Annotated in this window: 14 protein-coding genes; 10 read left to right on the top strand and 4 right to left on the bottom strand. The window is 60.7% G+C overall.

Going from position 1 to position 16,443, the window contains the following annotated elements; translation table 11 throughout:
• Positions 1-7: 7 nt before the first annotated feature.
• A complete protein-coding gene (locus C793_RS0108090; RefSeq protein ID WP_017430435.1) occupies positions 8-316 on the top strand; it encodes an integration host factor subunit alpha in 309 nt (102 codons plus the stop codon).
• Positions 317-567: 251 nt separating this feature from the next.
• Here C793_RS0108090 and C793_RS0108085 read toward each other — a convergent pair whose 3' ends face one another.
• A complete protein-coding gene (locus C793_RS0108085; RefSeq protein WP_017430434.1) occupies positions 568-786 on the bottom strand; it encodes a DUF2788 domain-containing protein in 219 nt (72 codons plus the stop codon).
• 154 nt (positions 787-940) lie between these two features.
• Between C793_RS0108085 and C793_RS0108080 the strand changes: the two genes are divergently transcribed.
• Positions 941-1,402 (top strand): flavodoxin domain-containing protein, encoded by a 462-nt coding sequence (locus C793_RS0108080; RefSeq protein WP_017430433.1) that lies wholly within the window; start codon positions 941-943, stop codon positions 1,400-1,402.
• Positions 1,403-1,762 carry a hypothetical protein gene (locus C793_RS0108075; protein ID WP_017430432.1) on the top strand — a complete coding sequence of 120 codons (360 nt, stop codon included), beginning with the start codon at positions 1,403-1,405 and terminating at the stop codon, positions 1,760-1,762.
• 30 nt (positions 1,763-1,792) lie between these two features.
• On the opposite strand, the gene C793_RS0108070 is transcribed toward C793_RS0108075, so the two are convergent.
• On the bottom strand, positions 1,793-4,327 hold the full coding sequence (locus C793_RS0108070; RefSeq protein ID WP_017430431.1) for an EAL domain-containing protein: 2,535 nt from the start codon (positions 4,325-4,327) through the stop codon (positions 1,793-1,795).
• Positions 4,328-4,593: 266 nt separating this feature from the next.
• On the opposite strand from C793_RS0108070, the gene tig reads away from it, so the two are divergent.
• The 6 genes from tig (at position 4,594) to C793_RS0108040 (ending at position 13,127) form a co-directional block, all read left to right on the top strand.
• Positions 4,594-5,946 (top strand): trigger factor, encoded by a 1,353-nt coding sequence (gene tig, locus C793_RS0108065; protein WP_017430430.1) that lies wholly within the window; start codon positions 4,594-4,596, stop codon positions 5,944-5,946.
• An 84-nt stretch (positions 5,947-6,030) separates the two neighbouring features.
• Entirely contained in the window at positions 6,031-6,648 is a 618-nt protein-coding gene (clpP, locus tag C793_RS0108060) for an ATP-dependent Clp endopeptidase proteolytic subunit ClpP (RefSeq protein ID WP_017430429.1), read from the top strand.
• A 77-nt stretch (positions 6,649-6,725) separates the two neighbouring features.
• On the top strand, positions 6,726-8,006 hold the full coding sequence (gene clpX / locus C793_RS0108055; RefSeq protein ID WP_017430428.1) for an ATP-dependent Clp protease ATP-binding subunit ClpX: 1,281 nt from the start codon (positions 6,726-6,728) through the stop codon (positions 8,004-8,006).
• Between the two features lie 245 nt (positions 8,007-8,251).
• Positions 8,252-10,663 carry an endopeptidase La gene (lon, locus tag C793_RS0108050; protein ID WP_017430427.1) on the top strand — a complete coding sequence of 804 codons (2,412 nt, stop codon included), beginning with the start codon at positions 8,252-8,254 and terminating at the stop codon, positions 10,661-10,663.
• 182 nt (positions 10,664-10,845) lie between these two features.
• A complete protein-coding gene (locus C793_RS0108045) occupies positions 10,846-11,118 on the top strand; it encodes an HU family DNA-binding protein (RefSeq protein ID WP_017430426.1) in 273 nt (90 codons plus the stop codon).
• A gap of 155 nt (positions 11,119-11,273) precedes the next feature.
• The gene (locus C793_RS0108040; RefSeq protein ID WP_017430425.1) at positions 11,274-13,127 is read left to right on the top strand and encodes a SurA N-terminal domain-containing protein; all 1,854 of its coding nucleotides are present in this window, start codon (positions 11,274-11,276) and stop codon (positions 13,125-13,127) included.
• A gap of 149 nt (positions 13,128-13,276) precedes the next feature.
• Here the strand turns inward: C793_RS0108040 and C793_RS0108035 are convergent, their stop codons facing one another.
• Together C793_RS0108035 and C793_RS0108030 are read right to left on the bottom strand one after the other, a co-directional pair.
• The gene (locus C793_RS0108035; protein WP_017430424.1) at positions 13,277-14,059 is read right to left on the bottom strand and encodes a UDP-2,3-diacylglucosamine diphosphatase; all 783 of its coding nucleotides are present in this window, start codon (positions 14,057-14,059) and stop codon (positions 13,277-13,279) included.
• Between the two features lie 13 nt (positions 14,060-14,072).
• Positions 14,073-14,585, bottom strand: coding sequence for a peptidylprolyl isomerase (locus tag C793_RS0108030; protein ID WP_017430423.1), 513 nt, complete (start codon positions 14,583-14,585; stop codon positions 14,073-14,075).
• Between the two features lie 163 nt (positions 14,586-14,748).
• On the opposite strand from C793_RS0108030, the gene C793_RS0108025 reads away from it, so the two are divergent.
• Entirely contained in the window at positions 14,749-16,428 is a 1,680-nt protein-coding gene (locus C793_RS0108025) for a glutamine--tRNA ligase/YqeY domain fusion protein (protein ID WP_017430422.1), read from the top strand.
• Positions 16,429-16,443 lie beyond the last annotated feature (15 nt).

Here is a 16,443-nt window from a genome sequence, read left to right as displayed (position 1 = left end):
AAACCTGATGGGTGCGTTGACCAAGGCAGACCTGGCCGAGCATTTGCACGGCGAGCTTGAGCTGTCCAAACGGGAAGCAAAATCCGTTGTCGAGACCTTTTTTGAAGAAATCCGCACTTGCCTGCGTGAAAACGAGCAGGTCAAACTCTCCGGGTTTGGCAACTTTGACCTGCGCGACAAGCGCGAACGTCCGGGACGCAACCCCAAGACCGGTGAAGAAATTCCCATCTCGGCCCGGCGGGTGGTGACGTTTCGCCCCGGTCAAAAGCTCAAGCAGCAGGTGGAAGACAGCACGAGCCCCGCCAACCGGCGTTAGCACAAAACGTCGTCGGCCCCTGGTTGGCAGGCGCGGGTAACGGCGGCGCGTGCTTCCGGGGTATGCGGTGAAGGCATGCACTTAATACATGCATTGAAGACATGAAGTGAAGAAAAGGGGAGTGCCTGACGGCGCTCCCTTTCCTGGTTGTCGCATCGCGCGCTGCCATCTGCTACCGAGTGGCGGGTGTTTTGTGACAGACCTTTTTCTTCCGAATGTATTTGCCTGCTTCGCCTGCCGGGCGTCACTGACTATCCGAGACCGCCTTCCAGTAGCCAGGTAATCACCACTTTCAGCACATAGCCGAACATGCCGGCTCCCAGCACGATAAACAGCATGATGGTGCCAAAGCGGCCGGCGTTGGACTTTTTCGCCAGATCCCAGATGATAAAGCACATGAAGACGATCAGGCCGCCGATCATCAGCGGCGTGATCCAGGCTTGAAAGGTCTGTTCCAGAGTGGGTTCCATCAGTTACCTCGGTTTGTACGGGCGCGCGATACGGCGGGTCGACGTGCGTCGATGAATGAATACATGGTAATATTTGACCAAATTACTCGGGTATTTGTCGACTTCTTTGTTGGCAATACTCCCATTCAGGTAATGGCGACAGGGGGAGCGGTTCGTGTCTCATTTGAATATTTTCGTTGGAACCATGTATGGCGGTGCGCTGGATGTCGCCGAGCAGGTCAAGCCGCTGTTTGAAGAGGCGGGCTACCAGGTCGAGATCAGAGAGCAGCCCACGCTGGAGGTGCTCACGGAGCATGTCTCCGATCTGGCGCTGTTTTGCGTTTCCACCACGGGAAACGGCGATTTTCCCGGTGACTTTGTGCCCTTTGTGCGCGAGCTGCAGGCGCAAAGTCCATCGCTGGTGGCGCTGTGCTACGGCCTTGTGGCTCTGGGCGACAGTTCCTACGAGACCTTTTGTGGCGCCGGGCGCTCGCTGGATGAACTGCTTGAAGGCCTGGGCGCCACGCGGCTGGGCGAGCGTCTCGAGGTTGACGCCATGGAGACGTTCATGGCCGATGACGACGCCGTCCCCTGGGCGGAACAGTGGATCGAAGCACAGCAGCTAAAGGTGGACTGAATGGGCCAGCGCATGACAACGCCCGAACGCATCAGTCTGGGGGCGGGGCTGGGCCTCATCATGCTGGCGACGCTGCCGCGCTATTTTCTGGGGGGGCACGAGACGCGGCTAACGCTGGTGCTCATGGCCATCGCCGCGATCCTGGTGGTGACGCTCATCCAGTGGCGCCTCTTGCCGTCGGCTGACAGGAAACGTCTGCCGGGGCTGCTGCAGCGCCTCATGGGCCTGCTGGTGCTGGGAACAGCGCTGGGCTTTGCCTGGTACGCGGTGACCGGTACAGGCAATGGCTGGCCCCTGTCGCTGTCGCACGGCGCAACGGCGGGGCTTTTGCTCTTTGCCCTGTCGCTCTGGCATCGCTGAGGCGGCCAGCTGTACCCGAATGGCAGGGCCTTATTCGGTCCTGTCCGCCGTCCGGGGCGAAGGCGCCGCCGGTTTGCGGTCAGCGTTCAGCAGAGTCGCCAGCGAATCCGGCGGCATGGGGCGCGCAGTATAAAATCCCTGAATCAGATCGATGGCATAGTGCCCCAGCTGATCCCACTGCTGTTGGGTTTCGACGCCTTCCGCTATAACGCTGAGGCCCAGCTCGTGGGCCAGGCTGGCAATGGCGGCGATAATGGAACGACTGCTGCGGGTGTTATCGTCCAGCGCGACAATAAAGCTGCGATCGATCTTGAGGCTGTCGGCCGGGATGGTCTGTAGATAGCTCAGCGATGAATACCCCGTGCCGAAGTCGTCAAGTGAGATATGGAAGCCGCGCCGGCTCAGCGAACGCAGAATGGCGATGCCCTGTTCCTGCTTGTTCAGCAGCATGCTTTCGGTCAGCTCGAATATAATCAGCTCGGGTGCTATGCCCGCTGCATCGAGCTTTTCCGCGACGGTTTTGGCAAAACCGGCCTGCCAGAACTGTGCCGCCGAGAGGTTGATGGCGACCGGCACCGGCGTTTGTCCTTCGGCCTGCCACCGGGTCATGTCGCTGATGATGCGATCGAGAATGCGATCGCCCAGCGGCAGTATCAGCCCCGAGCGTTCCGCCAGCGGGATGAAATCCCCCGGCGACACGAGGCCGCGATCAGGATGCTGCCAGCGCACCAGCGCCTCGGCACTTTGAATCGTGCCGTCCCGGCGACTGACAAGCGGCTGGTAGTGCATCACCAGACCGTCGCCCTGCTCCAGCATGTTGCGCAGCTCGGTTTCCAGCGTCAGGTGATCGCGTGCCCGGGCATCCATTTCCGACCGGTACAGGCGATAGGTGTTGCGGCCCTCATCCTTGGCCCGGTACATGGCGGCATCGGCGTTCTGGATAAGCGCCTCGGCCGTTGTGCCGTCATCCGGATAAAGGCTGATGCCCAGGCTGCAGCCGATACGAAACGTATGCCGCTCGATGCAAAAGGGTGCGCTGACGGTCTCGATCAGGCGCTGGGCAATGCGCGTTGCTTCGGAAAACTCGCTGATATCGGGAAGCAGGGCGATAAACTCATCGCCGCCCAGGCGCGCCAGAGTATCGTCCTCGCGCAGGTTTTGTCCCATGCGCTCGGATACCTGCAACAGCAGCTCGTCGCCGAGGGCGTGTCCCAGCGTATCGTTGACCTGCTTGAAATGGTCCAGGTCGATAAATACCAGAGCCAGCGGAGCCTTCGAGCGATGGGCGTGGCGAATGGCCAGGGTGATCCGGTCTTCCAGCAGGCGACGATTGGGCAGCCGTGTCAGGGCGTCGTAGTACGCCAGGTGACGAATTTGCTGCTCGTTTTCCCGCATGTGGGTAATGTCGGTAAACAGACCGGCGTAGTGCTGGGTGTTGCCCTGGTCGTCGGTAATTGCCGTAATGGTCAGCAATTCGAGATACAGCTCGCCGGATTTTTTGCGGTTCCAGACTTCGCCGCGCCAGAAGCCGGTCTGCTGGAGCGTCTCCCACATCTTGCGGTAAAACGCCGCGTTCTGGCGGCCCGACGACAGCACGCCGGGGTTGCGCCCGGCCACGTCTTCAAGGGTATAGCCGGTCAGATGGGTAAACGCCGGGTTGACGAACTCGATGCGTACCTCGGGATCGGTAATGATGATGCCTTCGAGCGACGAGTCGATCACCTTTTCGGCGAGCTGCAGGTGCTGGCGCGATCGGGACAGCGCCGAGTCGCGCTGTTCCAGGGCGTCACGCAGGTCCTTGAGGTAAAACTGCTCGGCGCCTACCAGCATGTCGCGGAAACCCAGCAATCCCTTGATCCGGCCCTCGCCATCCAGCACGGCCAAATGCCGGACGCGATGATTGAGCAGCATGTCGCGCGCTTTCAGCAGCGGCGAATCCTCGTCGATGGTCAGCAGCGGCTGGCTGGCCAACTCCTCGATGGCGGTGTTGCCCGGGTGTCGGGCAATAAAACGTACAAGGTCGCGTTCGGTGAGAATGCCCAGCTCATCGCCGCAGAAGACCACAACGGCCTCGTTCGCCTGGCTGCGCATTCTCACGGCGGCATCGGCCAGCAGAGTCTTGCCGGGCAGGGCGATGGGCGTGGTACGCATCGCGGCCTGAACTTCTCGCAGCCGCAAATACGGTTCGAGGCCCTGGTTCAGGGCAATATCGGTTTGCGAGAGAATGCCCACCGGCTCATCGTCATCGATCACCAGCAGGTGACGGTACCCCAGTGCCTTGAGCGACAGCGCCGCTTCTCCCAGGGTTTCCTGAGCTCCAATGGTGGCGACCGGCGAATTCATGCGCTCACCGATGGGGCAGCGCATTTCCGACTTGTCGCTGAAGTCGATCGCCAGGGCATCGTGCTCAGTCCAGATGCCGGCGGGGCGGCCGTCATCGACAACCAGAATCGAACTGCACTGGCGCTCTGCCATCCGGCTGGCGGCTTCGCTGAGCGGTGTCTGCGGCGAGCACTGGAGCATCCCCGTCTGCATGATGCGCGAAATGGAAAGATCTTGATTCATAGGCGTGATGGCTGGCGTTCGTGGGCACATACTGGAAAACGGCTGGTCTGTCAGCTTAACATGCACGGCCGTATTGCGCAGTGGCGTCGAGAAAAACCGCTGTCGTCAGCCGCCCGGGCTTGTATTTACGCGATAAGCCCCCATCCTTTGCGCATGGCGCTTGCCAGCGCACGACAGGGTTCTTAAAATCGGCTCCTTGTCTTTGTTTTGTGTATCACCACTTTTTCCGTATCACCACAACTGCCCAGCCGCTTAGAGGACATTTCATGCAAGTTTCCGTCGAGACGACCTCCCCGATTGAACGCCGCCTGACCATTCAAGTGCCGGCCGCCGAGATCGACGAGGCTGTCAGTGCTCGCTTGAAAGACACCGCCAAAAACGTGCGCCTGAATGGCTTCCGCCAGGGCAAGGTGCCAATGTCCGTGGTGGAAAAGCGCTACGGCCCGAGCGTGCGCGATGACGTCGTCGGTGAAGTCATGCGCGAGCGCTACGTTCGCGCGATTACCGACGAGTCGCTGAACCCGGCGGGCTATCCCTCCATTGATGCCACCATCAACGAGGCGGGCAAGGACCTGGAATTCGTGGCCACGATGGAAACCTACCCCGAAGTGGAGCTGGCATCCATCGAAGGCACCGATATCGAGCGCCCGGTGGTAGAAATCACCGACGCCGACGTCGAGGAAATGATCGAGACGCTGCGCAAGCAGAACGCTGACTGGCAGACCGTCGAGCGTGCAGCGGCCAATGGCGACCAGGTCAATATCAATTTTCAGGGCTACATCGATGGCGAGCCCTTTGAAGGCGGCAGCGCCGAAGGGCACGAACTGGTGCTGGGTTCAGAGAGCTTCATTCCCGGCTTTGAAGGCCAGCTCGAAGGCGCCGCTGCGGGAGACGAAAAGACGGTCAGCGTCACCTTCCCCGAGGACTACCAGGCCGAGCACCTGGCCGGCCGCGAAGCCACGTTTCAGGTCAAGGTCAACCAGGTCAGCGCCCAGGTGCTACCCGAGCTGGATGCCGAGTTTATCCAGCGCTTTGGCGTGGAGAGTGGCGATGAAGCCGCCTTCCGCGACGAAGTCGGGAAAAACATGCACCGCGAAGCCGACCAGGCAGTCGAGAACCGCGTCAAGCAGCAGGTGCTCGATGCGCTCAAGGCGGCCAACGACATCACCGTGCCGAGCGCGCTGGTACAGCAGGAAACCGACGGCATGAAGCGTCAGGCCGCGCAGCAGTTTGGCCTGGGCGAAGACTTTGACGTCAGCCAGCTGCCCAACGAGCTGTTTGCAGACCAGGCCCGGGGTCGTGTTCAGGTAGGGCTCCTGCTCGCTGAAGTCATCAAGCAGAACGAGCTTGAAGCCAGCGACGACGAGATCAGGGCCAAGGTGCAGGAGCTGGCCGCACAGTACGAAGACCCGCAGGAAGTGGTCGACTATTACATGGACAACGACCAGCTCAAGACCCAGGTACAGTCCGCCATTCTGGAAGAAAAAGCGGTAGACAAGCTGCTTGAACAAACCCAAGTCGCGGATGTCGAAATGAGTTACCAGCAGGCGCTGGCCGCCGCGCAGCAGCAGGCTGAACAGGGCGGGGACGACAGCGAGAGCGAACAGGAAAGCGCCTGATTTGTTTCTTCGAGACGTGCTTTTAAACGGCGGTGCGCTCCAAAAGCGCGCTGCTTCCCTGACCGGACGCGAGGAATCACCCGAATGAGTGAGTTGGATATTCAAAACGCCGGCGGCCTGGTGCCCATGGTAGTTGAGCAAAGCGCCAAGGGGGAAAGGTCCTACGATATCTATTCCCGCCTGCTCAAGGAGCGCGTGATCTTCCTGGTGGGACCGGTGGAAGATTACACGGCCAACCTGATTGTGGCGCAGATGCTGTTTCTTGAGTCGGAGAATCCTGACAAGGATATCCACCTGTATATCAACTCTCCGGGCGGCTCGGTAACCGCCGGCATGTCGATTTATGACACCATGCAGTTTATCAAGCCGGATGTGTCCACGGTCTGTATCGGCCAGGCAGCGAGCATGGGCGCGCTGCTGCTGACCGGCGGCGCAGCCGACAAGCGCTTCTGCCTGCCCAACTCGCGGATGATGATCCATCAGCCGCTGGGCGGTTACCAGGGCCAGGCATCGGATATCGAAATCCATACCCGGGAAATTCTGGGCATCCGTGAGCGCCTGAATCAGATTCTCGCTCATCATACCGGCCAGGAAATCGACACGGTTGCGCGTGATACCGATCGCGATAATTTCATGAATGCGGAACAGGCTCGGGACTACGGGCTGATAGACGCAGTGCTGGAACAGCGCCCGACATCCTGATAGCGTGACGGATTTCCGCTTTTCCAGCGAGCTTTTCAGGCGGCCGCAATGGCCGCCGCAGTGACAGAGGTACGCTAATGGCCGACGGCAAAGGCAATGACGAAGAAGGCAAGCTGCTTTACTGCTCGTTTTGCGGCAAAAACCAGAACGAAGTACGTAAGCTGATTGCCGGTCCGTCCGTGTATATCTGCGATGAGTGTGTCGATCTGTGTAACGACATCATTCGTGAGGAAGTGCTCGAAGCCGATGCCGAGAGCGATGACGAGCGTCTGCCGACGCCTCGCGAGATTCGTACGACCCTGGACGACTATGTCATCGGGCAGGATCGCGCCAAGGTGGTGCTGTCCGTGGCCGTCTACAACCACTACAAGCGGTTGCAGTCCGGCGTGTCCGAAGACGACGTGGAGCTGGGCAAGTCCAACATCCTTCTGATTGGCCCCACGGGTAGCGGCAAGACGCTGCTGGCGGAAACCATGGCACGGCTGTTGAACGTACCCTTCACCATCGCTGATGCGACGACGCTGACGGAAGCCGGCTATGTGGGCGAGGACGTCGAAAACATCATCCAGAAGCTCCTGCAGAAATGCGACTACGATGTCGAAAAGGCAGAGCGCGGGATCGTGTATATCGACGAAATCGACAAGATTTCACGCAAGTCGGAAAATCCCTCGATTACCCGTGACGTTTCCGGGGAAGGCGTGCAGCAGGCGCTGCTCAAACTGATTGAAGGCACTACGGCGTCGATACCGCCCCAGGGCGGACGCAAGCATCCCCAGCAGGAGCTGGTTCAGGTCAATACCGCCAACATGCTGTTTATCGTCGGCGGCGCCTTTGCCGGCCTGGACAAGGTTATCAGCGACCGTTCGGAGAAGGCCGGCATCGGCTTCAATGCCACCGTCAAGAGCAAGGATACCGAGCGCGGCGTGGGTGAAGTGCTGGCCGACGTGGAGCCGGATGATCTGGTCAAGTTCGGCCTGATCCCCGAATTTGTCGGCCGTCTGCCCGTGATTGCCACGCTGACCGAGCTGACCGAAGACGCCCTGATCCAGATTCTGACCGAGCCGAAAAACTCCCTGATCAAGCAGTACGTCAAACTCTTCGAGATGGAAGACGTCACGCTTGATTTTCGTGAGGATGCCCTGCGCGCCGTGGCGGCCAGAGCCATGGAACGCAAGACCGGTGCGCGCGGTCTGCGCTCGATTCTGGAGGCCGTGCTGCTCGACACCATGTATGACCTCCCGTCGCTGGAAAGCGTCAGCAAGGTGGTCATCGACGAGTCGGTAATCGGCCGGGAAAGCGATCCGCTGCTCATCTATGCCCAGCAGGAGCAGGCGCAGAGTGACGGCACCGACGGCTGATCGCCGATCATCATGCCGGCCGGGCTCACGCCGCTGCGCCATCTGAAGGGGTCGCCTTGGCGGCCCCTTTTGCTTAGGTGATTGATCCCCTGGGCGAGTGGTCTTGCCTGTTGAGTGGACATTTTCTGAATGCCCGACAGGGCGGCGCCTGCGCTGCCGACACGCCAACCCGGTAAAGCAACATTCTTACGTATTTCCCGAGTCACGGTTCCCGTGCTCACCCCGATTGTTGAGGAACGGCTGCCATGCAGCAAAACGCTGAAAAGACAGAGTGTTTCCCCTTATTGCCGCTGCGGGACGTAGTGGTTTATCCGCAGATGGTCATGCCGCTGTTCGTCGGACGCGAAAAGTCCATCCAGGCGCTGGAAGCGGCGATGGAAGCCGGCAAGCGCGTGCTTCTGGTCGCCCAGCGAGAAGCGAGCCAGGATGAACCGGACAACGATGACCTCTATAACATGGGCACCGTGGCGGACATCATGCAGCTGCTCAAGCTGCCCGACGGCACGGTCAAGGTGCTGATAGAAGGCAGCTTCCGGGCGGATGTAACCCGTATTGACGAGCATGACGATGGCTATACGCGGGCAGAGGTTGTCGCGCGCGAGAGCGAACCGTTGACCGAGCGTGAGCGCGAGTCGCTGGTGCGAGTGCTGCTGAATCAGTTCGAGCAGTACGTCAAGCTGTCCAGGAAGGTGGCCAGCGAAGTGCTCAATTCGCTCTCGGGTATCGAGGATCCCAGCCGCCTGGTCGATACCATCTGCGCACACCTTTCGCTGAAAATCGGCGACAAGCAGGAACTGCTGGAGATGGATCGCGTGCGCGATCGTATCGAGCACCTGATGGCGCTGATTGAATCGGAAATCGACCTGCTGCAAGTGGAGAAGCGCATCCGCTCGCGGGTCAAGGAGCAAATGGAAAAGACCCAGCGCGAGTACTATCTGAATGAGCAGATGAAAGCGATTCAGAAGGAAATGGGCGAGCTGGACGATGTGCCCAACGAGGTCGAGAAGTACGAAAAGGCCATTGAAGAAGCCGGCATGCCCCGTGAGGCCAGGGAAAAGGCCGACCAGGAGCTGAACAAGCTCAAGATGATGTCGGCCAACTCCGCCGAAGCCACGGTGGTGCGCTCCTATCTGGACTGGCTGGTGGCCGTGCCGTGGAAAAAGCGCACGCGCATCAAGCACGACCTGACCCGGGCCCAGCAAGTGCTGGATGAAGATCACTACGGTCTGGATGAGGTCAAGTCGCGTATTCTTGAATATCTGGCCGTCCACAAGCGCGTGCGCCGGATGAAAGGGCCGGTGCTTTGCTTGGTCGGTCCGCCGGGGGTGGGCAAGACCTCGCTGGGGCATTCCATTGCCCGGGCAACCAACCGCAAGTATGTGCGCCTGGCGTTGGGCGGCGTGCGCGACGAGTCCGAAATCCGCGGTCATCGGCGTACCTATATCGGCTCGCTGCCGGGCAAGCTGATTCAGCGCATGAGTCGTGCCGGCGTCAGGAACCCGCTGTTTCTGCTCGATGAAGTCGACAAGCTGGGTATGGACCATCGCGGCGATCCCTCTTCCGCGCTGCTGGAAGTGCTGGATCCCGAGCAGAACAACAGCTTCAGCGACCACTACCTTGAGCTGGACTACGATCTGTCCGAGACGCTGTTTATCTGTACGGCGAACTCGATGAATATCCCCGAGCCGCTGCTCGACCGCATGGAGATTATCCGCCTTCCCGGCTATACCGAGGACGAAAAGCAGGCGATTGCCAAACGCTACCTGCTGCCCAAGCAGCTGGACGCCAACGGCCTGAAAAAATGGGAGTTGTCCTTCAACGACGATGCCCTGCTCGAGCTGATCCGCTACTACACGCGGGAAGCCGGCGTGCGCGAGCTGGAACGCCAGATCGCCAAGGTGGCGCGCAAGGTGCTGCGTGAGCGGGTCGAGCCGGAGCGCAAGGGGCAGGACCGGCTGCCCGGCTTTGACCTGAAGGCGGAAGATATCGAGACGTATGCCGGCGTACGCCGCTACAGCTACGGCCTGGCCGACCAGAGTGACCAGGTGGGCCGGGTCACCGGGCTGGCCTGGACCTCGGTGGGCGGCGAGCTGCTGACCATCGAATCCGTGGTAACGCCGGGCAAGGGCCGGCTGGACAAGACCGGCTCGCTGGGCGACGTAATGAAGGAATCAGTAAGCGCGGCACAGACGGTGGTGCGTGCCCGTGCAGAAGCGTATGGTATCGATCCCGAGCGTTTTGAGCAGGAAGACCTGCACATTCACGTTCCCGAAGGGGCCACGCCCAAGGACGGGCCAAGCGCCGGCGTTGCCATGGTAACGGCGATGATTTCGGCGTATACCCGGCGCACCGTGCGCTGCGATGTCGCCATGACCGGCGAGGTCAATCTGCGTGGTGAAGTCATGCCCATTGGCGGCCTCAAGGAAAAATTGCTGGCCGCTCGGCGCGGTGGTATAAAGACCGTACTCATACCCGGGGAAAACCGCCGTGACCTCAAGGAGGTGCCGGACAACATCAAGGAGGCGTTGGATATTCGTCCCATGCACTGGGTCGACGACGTCCTTGAGGTTATTCTCAACGAGGCCGGCGAGGACAGCACCGTTGCCGACCAGGGTGACAAGGCGCCGACGCCCGAGGCGGTTGCGCATACGCATTGAACGAAACCGCTCGCCATTGGCTCGAAAAGCCTCCCGAGCCTTGCATGGCGGGCATTTAGCGGCACGGTCGCTTGACAGTCATTTTGCTGCGTTGCTATAAAACGCAGCTATGCTTTGAACGTCTGGCCAAGCGTTAACCGTGCCTTTCAGAGCCATTTTTTGAAACAGTCAAGGGGTGAAGTGTGAATAAGTCCGAGCTGATTGAAGCCATTGCGGCGTCTGCCGATATTCCCAAGGCAGCGGCCAGTCGCGCGCTGGATGCCATGGTGGAATCTGTCACCGATAGCCTCAAGCAAGGCGAAAGTGTGTCTCTGGTGGGCTTTGGTACGTTCACGATCAAGGAACGTGCAGCGCGTACCGGCCGCAATCCGCAAACAGGCCAGCCGATTGAAATCAGCGCGGCCAGGGTGCCGAACTTCAAGGCCGGCAAGGCCCTCAAGGATGCCGTCAACTAGGATGTGTCGGGCGTTGCGGTGATACTTGAGCGCGACTTCGCTGTTCAAAACGCTCTCAAGACATGGTGACATGGGCGCATCGCGGACTGCGGTGCGCCCATGTCATTTTTTTATGCGGAAAAACGCGGAACCGGCCGTGTTGATTTGAGGCAAGCATGCTGCAAAGTATACGAAACGGGGCCAAATCCTGGGCCGCGAAAATCATCATCGGCGTCATGGTCGCGGCCATGGCGCTATTTGGCGTTGAGTCGCTGTTCAGCGTTTTCGGTGAAGATCCCGATCAGGCGGCCAGCGTCAACGGCGAGACCATCACCCGCCAGGAAGTTCAGCTCGAGGTGCAGCGCGCCATGCGTTCCGGCCAGGTGCCACCCGAGCAGGAACGCGCGCTGCGCAGCGACATGCTGGACCAGCTGATCGGCCAGCGCCTGCTGACCCAATACGCTGAAGACGGTCGGTTCAGGGTGTCCGACGAACAGCTGGATCAGCTGATCGTGAGCCTCGACGAGTTCAAGGATGCCGACGGCAACTTTTCGTCCGAGCTGTTTCGTAACCGGCTTTCCAGTGCCGGCTATACCCCGCTGGCGTTTCGCGATGAACTCGCCGGAGACATCATGCGCCGGCAGCTGCAGCAGGGGCTGGCGCTCAGTGAGTTTACCCTGGACGCCGAACAGCAACGGCTCACCGAGCTCCAGCGTCAGGCGCGGAGTTTTCACTACGCCGTGCTCACGCCGGACAATACCGGCATCGATGTCACTCCCGAAGAGGCCGACATCAGGGACTACTACGATTCGCACCAGCAGCAGTTCCGCCGCCCCGAACAGGTCAGGCTCAACTACGTGGTGCTCGATCGCCAGGCGATGGCCGATGAAGCAGACGTCAGCGAGGATGAACTGCGCCAGGCCTGGCGTGAGCAAAACGACAAGGCCGATCGACGTATCTCGCATATCATGATCGGCTTTGGCGACGAACGCAGCCGTGAAGAGGCCGAGACGGTAGCCGGCGAGGCGCTTGAAGACCTCGACGAGGGCAAAAGCTTTGCCGATACCGCCGCGCGCTATTCCGATGATACGGCCAGCGCCCAGAACGGCGGCGACCTCGGTGAAATCAGCCGCGGCTTTTTTGGCGAGGCGTTTGACGAAGCCGCGTTTTCCCTGGATGAAAATGCCGTGTCAGAGCCGGTCGCCATGGACGACGCCCTGCACATCATCAAGGTCACCGATATCCAGCGCCCGGCGTTTGACGAACAGCGCGACCGGCTGCGCCGCCAGGTCGCTCGGCGCCAGGTCGAGGACCGTTTCAACGAGCGTGCCCAGCACCTGATCGATGAGAGCTTTGCCGCCGATGACCTGCAGGAGGTTGCCGACGATATCGATGCCGGGGTAGAGCAAAGCGGCTGGCTGGCCCGCGACGGGGGGCAGGGTGTGCTCTCCGAGCCCGGCGTCATGGACAAGGCCTTCAGCGACGACGTACTGGAAGAAGGTTACAACAGCGACGTCATCGAGCTGGATGAGGATCGCCGGCTGGTACTGCGAGTGGCGGACCACCGCGCCGCGACGACTTTGCCGCTCGCGGATGTGCGCGACGAGGTTGAACAGCGGGTTCGGGCGCAGCAGCAGCAGAAAGCGCTGGCCCGGCGTGCCACCACGCTGATGGATGAACTCGGGGAAGGCGACGGCAGCGAGCAATCCCTGGCCGGCCTTGACGGTAGCCTCGAATGGCGTCAGGCCAACGAGGTGTCGCGTCAGGCGAAAACCTCGGTGTCACGGGAGATTGTCAATGCCGCGTTTCGCCTGCCGAGGCCCGGTGACGGCGACAAGCGCTCGTACGGACAGGTCGGCGTGCCGGACGGTGTAGCCATTATTGCGCTGGATCGTGTATCCCGGGGTGAAGCCAACGACGAGATCGAAGGTTTTGTTAACCGGATGACCGAGCAGTTACGCGCCCAGGCCGCCGTCCAGGGGTTGAGCGAGTATCTTCACAGCGAAGCGGCTATCGATACCCGCGAGTAGAACGCTGGTCGTCAAGCTGCACCCACCGACAAAAGCCGGCCTCTAACGAGGCCGGCTTTTTTCAGGTCTGATTGTCAGAGACTGATTTTCCGAATCTGTTATTCAGGGCCGTTTTCCAGGACCTTTTTTTCCGAGGCTGCGGCAGAGTATCAGGTGTCGGTGGGCGGCTCTGCCAGGGGAAACTGGCGCAGACGTATTTGCGCGCTGTGGGTATCGCCATCCTCTTCGACGATGATATCCCAGCCGTTCTCATCGTCCCAGTCGCCGAGCACATAGCGTTTGGCCGGCACATCTTCCACGGTGAAGTCGTGGACCCCGGGGCGATGGGTATGGCCGTGGATCATGGTGGCAACGCCGCGCTCTCGCATCAGACTGACCACTTCCGAGAGCGTTACGTCCATGATCTCGTTGGTCTTGCCGGCATTGGCCTCACCGGATTGTTGGCGCATTTGCTGCGCCAGCACGGCACGCTCGGTCAGCGGCATGGCCAGCATCTTATTCTGCCACTCGGCACTGCGTGCCTGCCGGCGAAAAGCCATGTAGTCGCTGTCGCGGGTGCAAAGGCTGTCGCCGTGCAGCATCACCACGGGAATGTCGTGCAGTTCGACTTCCTGCACTTCGGGCAGCAGCGTCGCCTGGCAGGCATCGACAAAGCGATTGCCGATGAGAAAATCGCGGTTCCCGTGCATGAAGTAGATGCGCGTACCGCTGTTGGCCAGGTGGCGCAGCGCGGCAATAATCGGGTTGGCCACCTCGGTCAGCGGGTGCGAATGGTCGAGCAGGTCGTCGCCCACCCAGGCGTCGAACAGGTCGCCGAGTATATACAGGGCGCGGGCACCCGGCGCCGTGACTTCCAGGTACCGGATGAACCCCCGGGTCATGGCCGGTGTGTTCTCACTCAGATGCAGATCGGCGACCAGTAGCGTGCGCATGGCAATCTCCGTCTCAGTCGGTATCCTTGTCCGCGTCCCTGAATCGGGCGCGCTCGATAATGACATCCTCGGCGGGCACATCGGCGTGCATGCCGCGGCGCGTTGTGGCCACGGTTCTGATGGTGTCGACCACGTCCATGCCGTCCACGACTTCGCCGAAAACGGCATATCCCCAGCCCTGTGGCGTTTGCCCGGTGTGGTCGAGGAAGCTGTTATCGCCGACGTTGATGAAAAACTGCGAAGTGGCCGAGTGGGGATCCTGGGTGCGCGCCATGGCCAGCGTTCCCTTGACGTTTTTCAGCCCGCTGTCGGCCTCGTTGTCGATGGGAGCATGGGTGGCTTTCTGATTGAAATCCCGGTCGAACCCGCCGCCCTGTACCATGAAGCCGTCGATGACCCGGTGGAACAGCGTGTCGTTGTAGAAGCCTTCGCGCACATAGCGTTCAAAGTTGGCCGCGGTTTTCGGTGCCTTGTCGTGATACAGCGTCAGGGTAATATCCCCCAGGCTGGTTTCCAGTACGATCATGGATAAATTCCTGTTCAATAAAGGCGTTCGCCCGGTGGCCGGGTTTCATGGAATAACGCCATGGGCCTTGGCGCCAGGCAGCAGCGTCACGTTATAATACCGCTTTTGCCCGGCACCGCGAAGTCCGGCACGCCATCGACCATGAGGTTTTTCAAACGCCACCATGACCACTGAGACCACACCGGCGCCCAACTTTATTCGTAACCAGGTACGTGAAGAGCTGGAGGGCGGCCAGGTTGCGAGCATCGTGACGCGCTTTCCCCCGGAGCCGAACGGCTTTCTGCATATTGGGCACGCCAAGTCGATCTGCCTGAACTTCGGCCTTGCCGAGGAGACCGGCGGGCAATGTCATATGCGCTTTGACGATACCAACCCGGCGAAGGAAGAGCAGGTCTACATCGATGCGATCAAGGCGGACGTCAACTGGCTGGGCTTCGAGTGGGCAGGCCCGGTGCGCTTTGCCTCGGATTACTTCGACCAGCTCTACGCCTGGGCGCAGCACCTGGTGCGCGAAGGGTTGGCCTACGTCGATGATCTGTCGCCGGATGAAATCCGCGAATACCGCGGTACGCTTACCGAGCCGGGCACCCCGAGCCCGTACCGCGAGCGTGACGCGGACGAAAGCCTCGACCTGCTGGAGCGCATGCGCCAGGGCGAATTTGCCGAAGGCGGCAGGGTACTGCGGGCCAAAATCGACATGGCCTCGTCCAACATCAACCTGCGCGACCCGATTCTGTATCGCATTCGCCACGCCACCCATCACCAGACCGGCGATAACTGGCACATCTATCCGTCCTACGACTTCACCCACGGCCAGTCCGATGCCATCGAAGGCATCACCCACTCGCTGTGCACCCTGGAGTTCGAGGACCACCGGCCGCTGTATGAATGGTTTTTGCATAACCTGCCGGTTCCCGCCAGGCCGCGGCAGATCGAATTTGCCCGCCTTAACCTCAACTACACCCTGACCTCCAAGCGCAAGCTCAAGCTGCTGGTGGACGAGGGCATCGTCGACGGCTGGGATGACCCGCGCATGCCGACCATTTCGGGCATGCGTCGCCGGGGCTATACGCCGGCCTCGATCCGCAAGTTCTGCGATATGGTCGGCGTCAGCCGCTCGGATAGCGGGCTGGTGGATATCGCCATGCTGACTCACGCTATCCGCTCGGACCTGGAAGACAACGCCCCCCGCGCCATGTGCGTACTGCGGCCGCTGAAGGTGGTGTTGACCAACGTGGCCGATGACTTCGAGGAAACCTACGATGTCGCCGGCCACCCCGCGCGCGACGATATGCCGGTACGCAAGGTGCCACTGACTCGTGAGCTGTACATCGACCACCACGACTTCATGGAAGAGCCGCCGAAGAAGTTCTTCCGCCTGGCGCCGGGCAAGGAAGTGCGCCTGCGCAATAGCTACGTTATCCGCTGCGACGAAGTGATCAAGGATGACGCCGGCGAAGTGGTTGAGCTGCGCTGCTCGGTGGACTTCGACACCCTGGGCAGGAATCCCGAAGGGCGCAAGGTCAAGGGCGTGCTTCACTGGGTCAGCGCGGTGCACGGGATTCCCGTGGAAGTGCGCCTGTACGATAACCTCTTTACGGTGGAGCAGCCCGACCGCGACAAGGATGCCGATTTTTTCGACCACCTGAATCCCGAGTCGCTGATTACCTGCCGCGCGATCGCCGAGCCGAGCCTGGCCGGCACTGCCCCTGAAACCCGCTTCCAGTTCGAGCGCGTGGGCTACTTCTGTACCGATCGCTACGCGTCAACGCCGGAAAAACCGGTATTCAACCGCACGGTCGGGCTCAAGGATACCTGGGCCAAGATCAGGAAAAAGGGTTAGGCAGCAACAGCCGAG

The organism is Vreelandella jeotgali Hwa (assembly GCF_000334215.1).
Lineage (GTDB): Bacteria > Pseudomonadota > Gammaproteobacteria > Pseudomonadales > Halomonadaceae > Vreelandella > Vreelandella jeotgali.
This window is presented reverse-complemented; position numbering and strand designations above follow the sequence as displayed.

Bases quoted from the DNA above. Each gene is read 5' to 3' on its own strand.
- C793_RS0108075 (WP_017430432.1), top strand. From the start codon at position 1,403: ATGGGCCAGCGCATGACAACGCCCGAACGCATCAGTCTGGGGGCGGGG.
- tig (WP_017430430.1), top strand. From the start codon at position 4,594: ATGCAAGTTTCCGTCGAGACGACCTCCCCGATTGAACGCCGCCTGACC.
- C793_RS0108090 (WP_017430435.1), top strand. From the start codon at position 8: ATGGGTGCGTTGACCAAGGCAGACCTGGCCGAGCATTTGCACGGCGAG.
- C793_RS0108070 (WP_017430431.1), bottom strand. From the start codon at position 4,327: ATGAATCAAGATCTTTCCATTTCGCGCATCATGCAGACGGGGATGCTC.
- C793_RS0108025 (WP_017430422.1), top strand. From the start codon at position 14,749: ATGACCACTGAGACCACACCGGCGCCCAACTTTATTCGTAACCAGGTA.
- lon (WP_017430427.1), top strand. From the start codon at position 8,252: ATGCAGCAAAACGCTGAAAAGACAGAGTGTTTCCCCTTATTGCCGCTG.
- C793_RS0108040 (WP_017430425.1), top strand. From the start codon at position 11,274: ATGCTGCAAAGTATACGAAACGGGGCCAAATCCTGGGCCGCGAAAATC.
- C793_RS0108035 (WP_017430424.1), bottom strand. From the start codon at position 14,059: ATGCGCACGCTACTGGTCGCCGATCTGCATCTGAGTGAGAACACACCG.
- clpX (WP_017430428.1), top strand. From the start codon at position 6,726: ATGGCCGACGGCAAAGGCAATGACGAAGAAGGCAAGCTGCTTTACTGC.
- C793_RS0108085 (WP_017430434.1), bottom strand. From the start codon at position 786: ATGGAACCCACTCTGGAACAGACCTTTCAAGCCTGGATCACGCCGCTG.
- C793_RS0108030 (WP_017430423.1), bottom strand. From the start codon at position 14,585: ATGATCGTACTGGAAACCAGCCTGGGGGATATTACCCTGACGCTGTAT.
- clpP (WP_017430429.1), top strand. From the start codon at position 6,031: ATGAGTGAGTTGGATATTCAAAACGCCGGCGGCCTGGTGCCCATGGTA.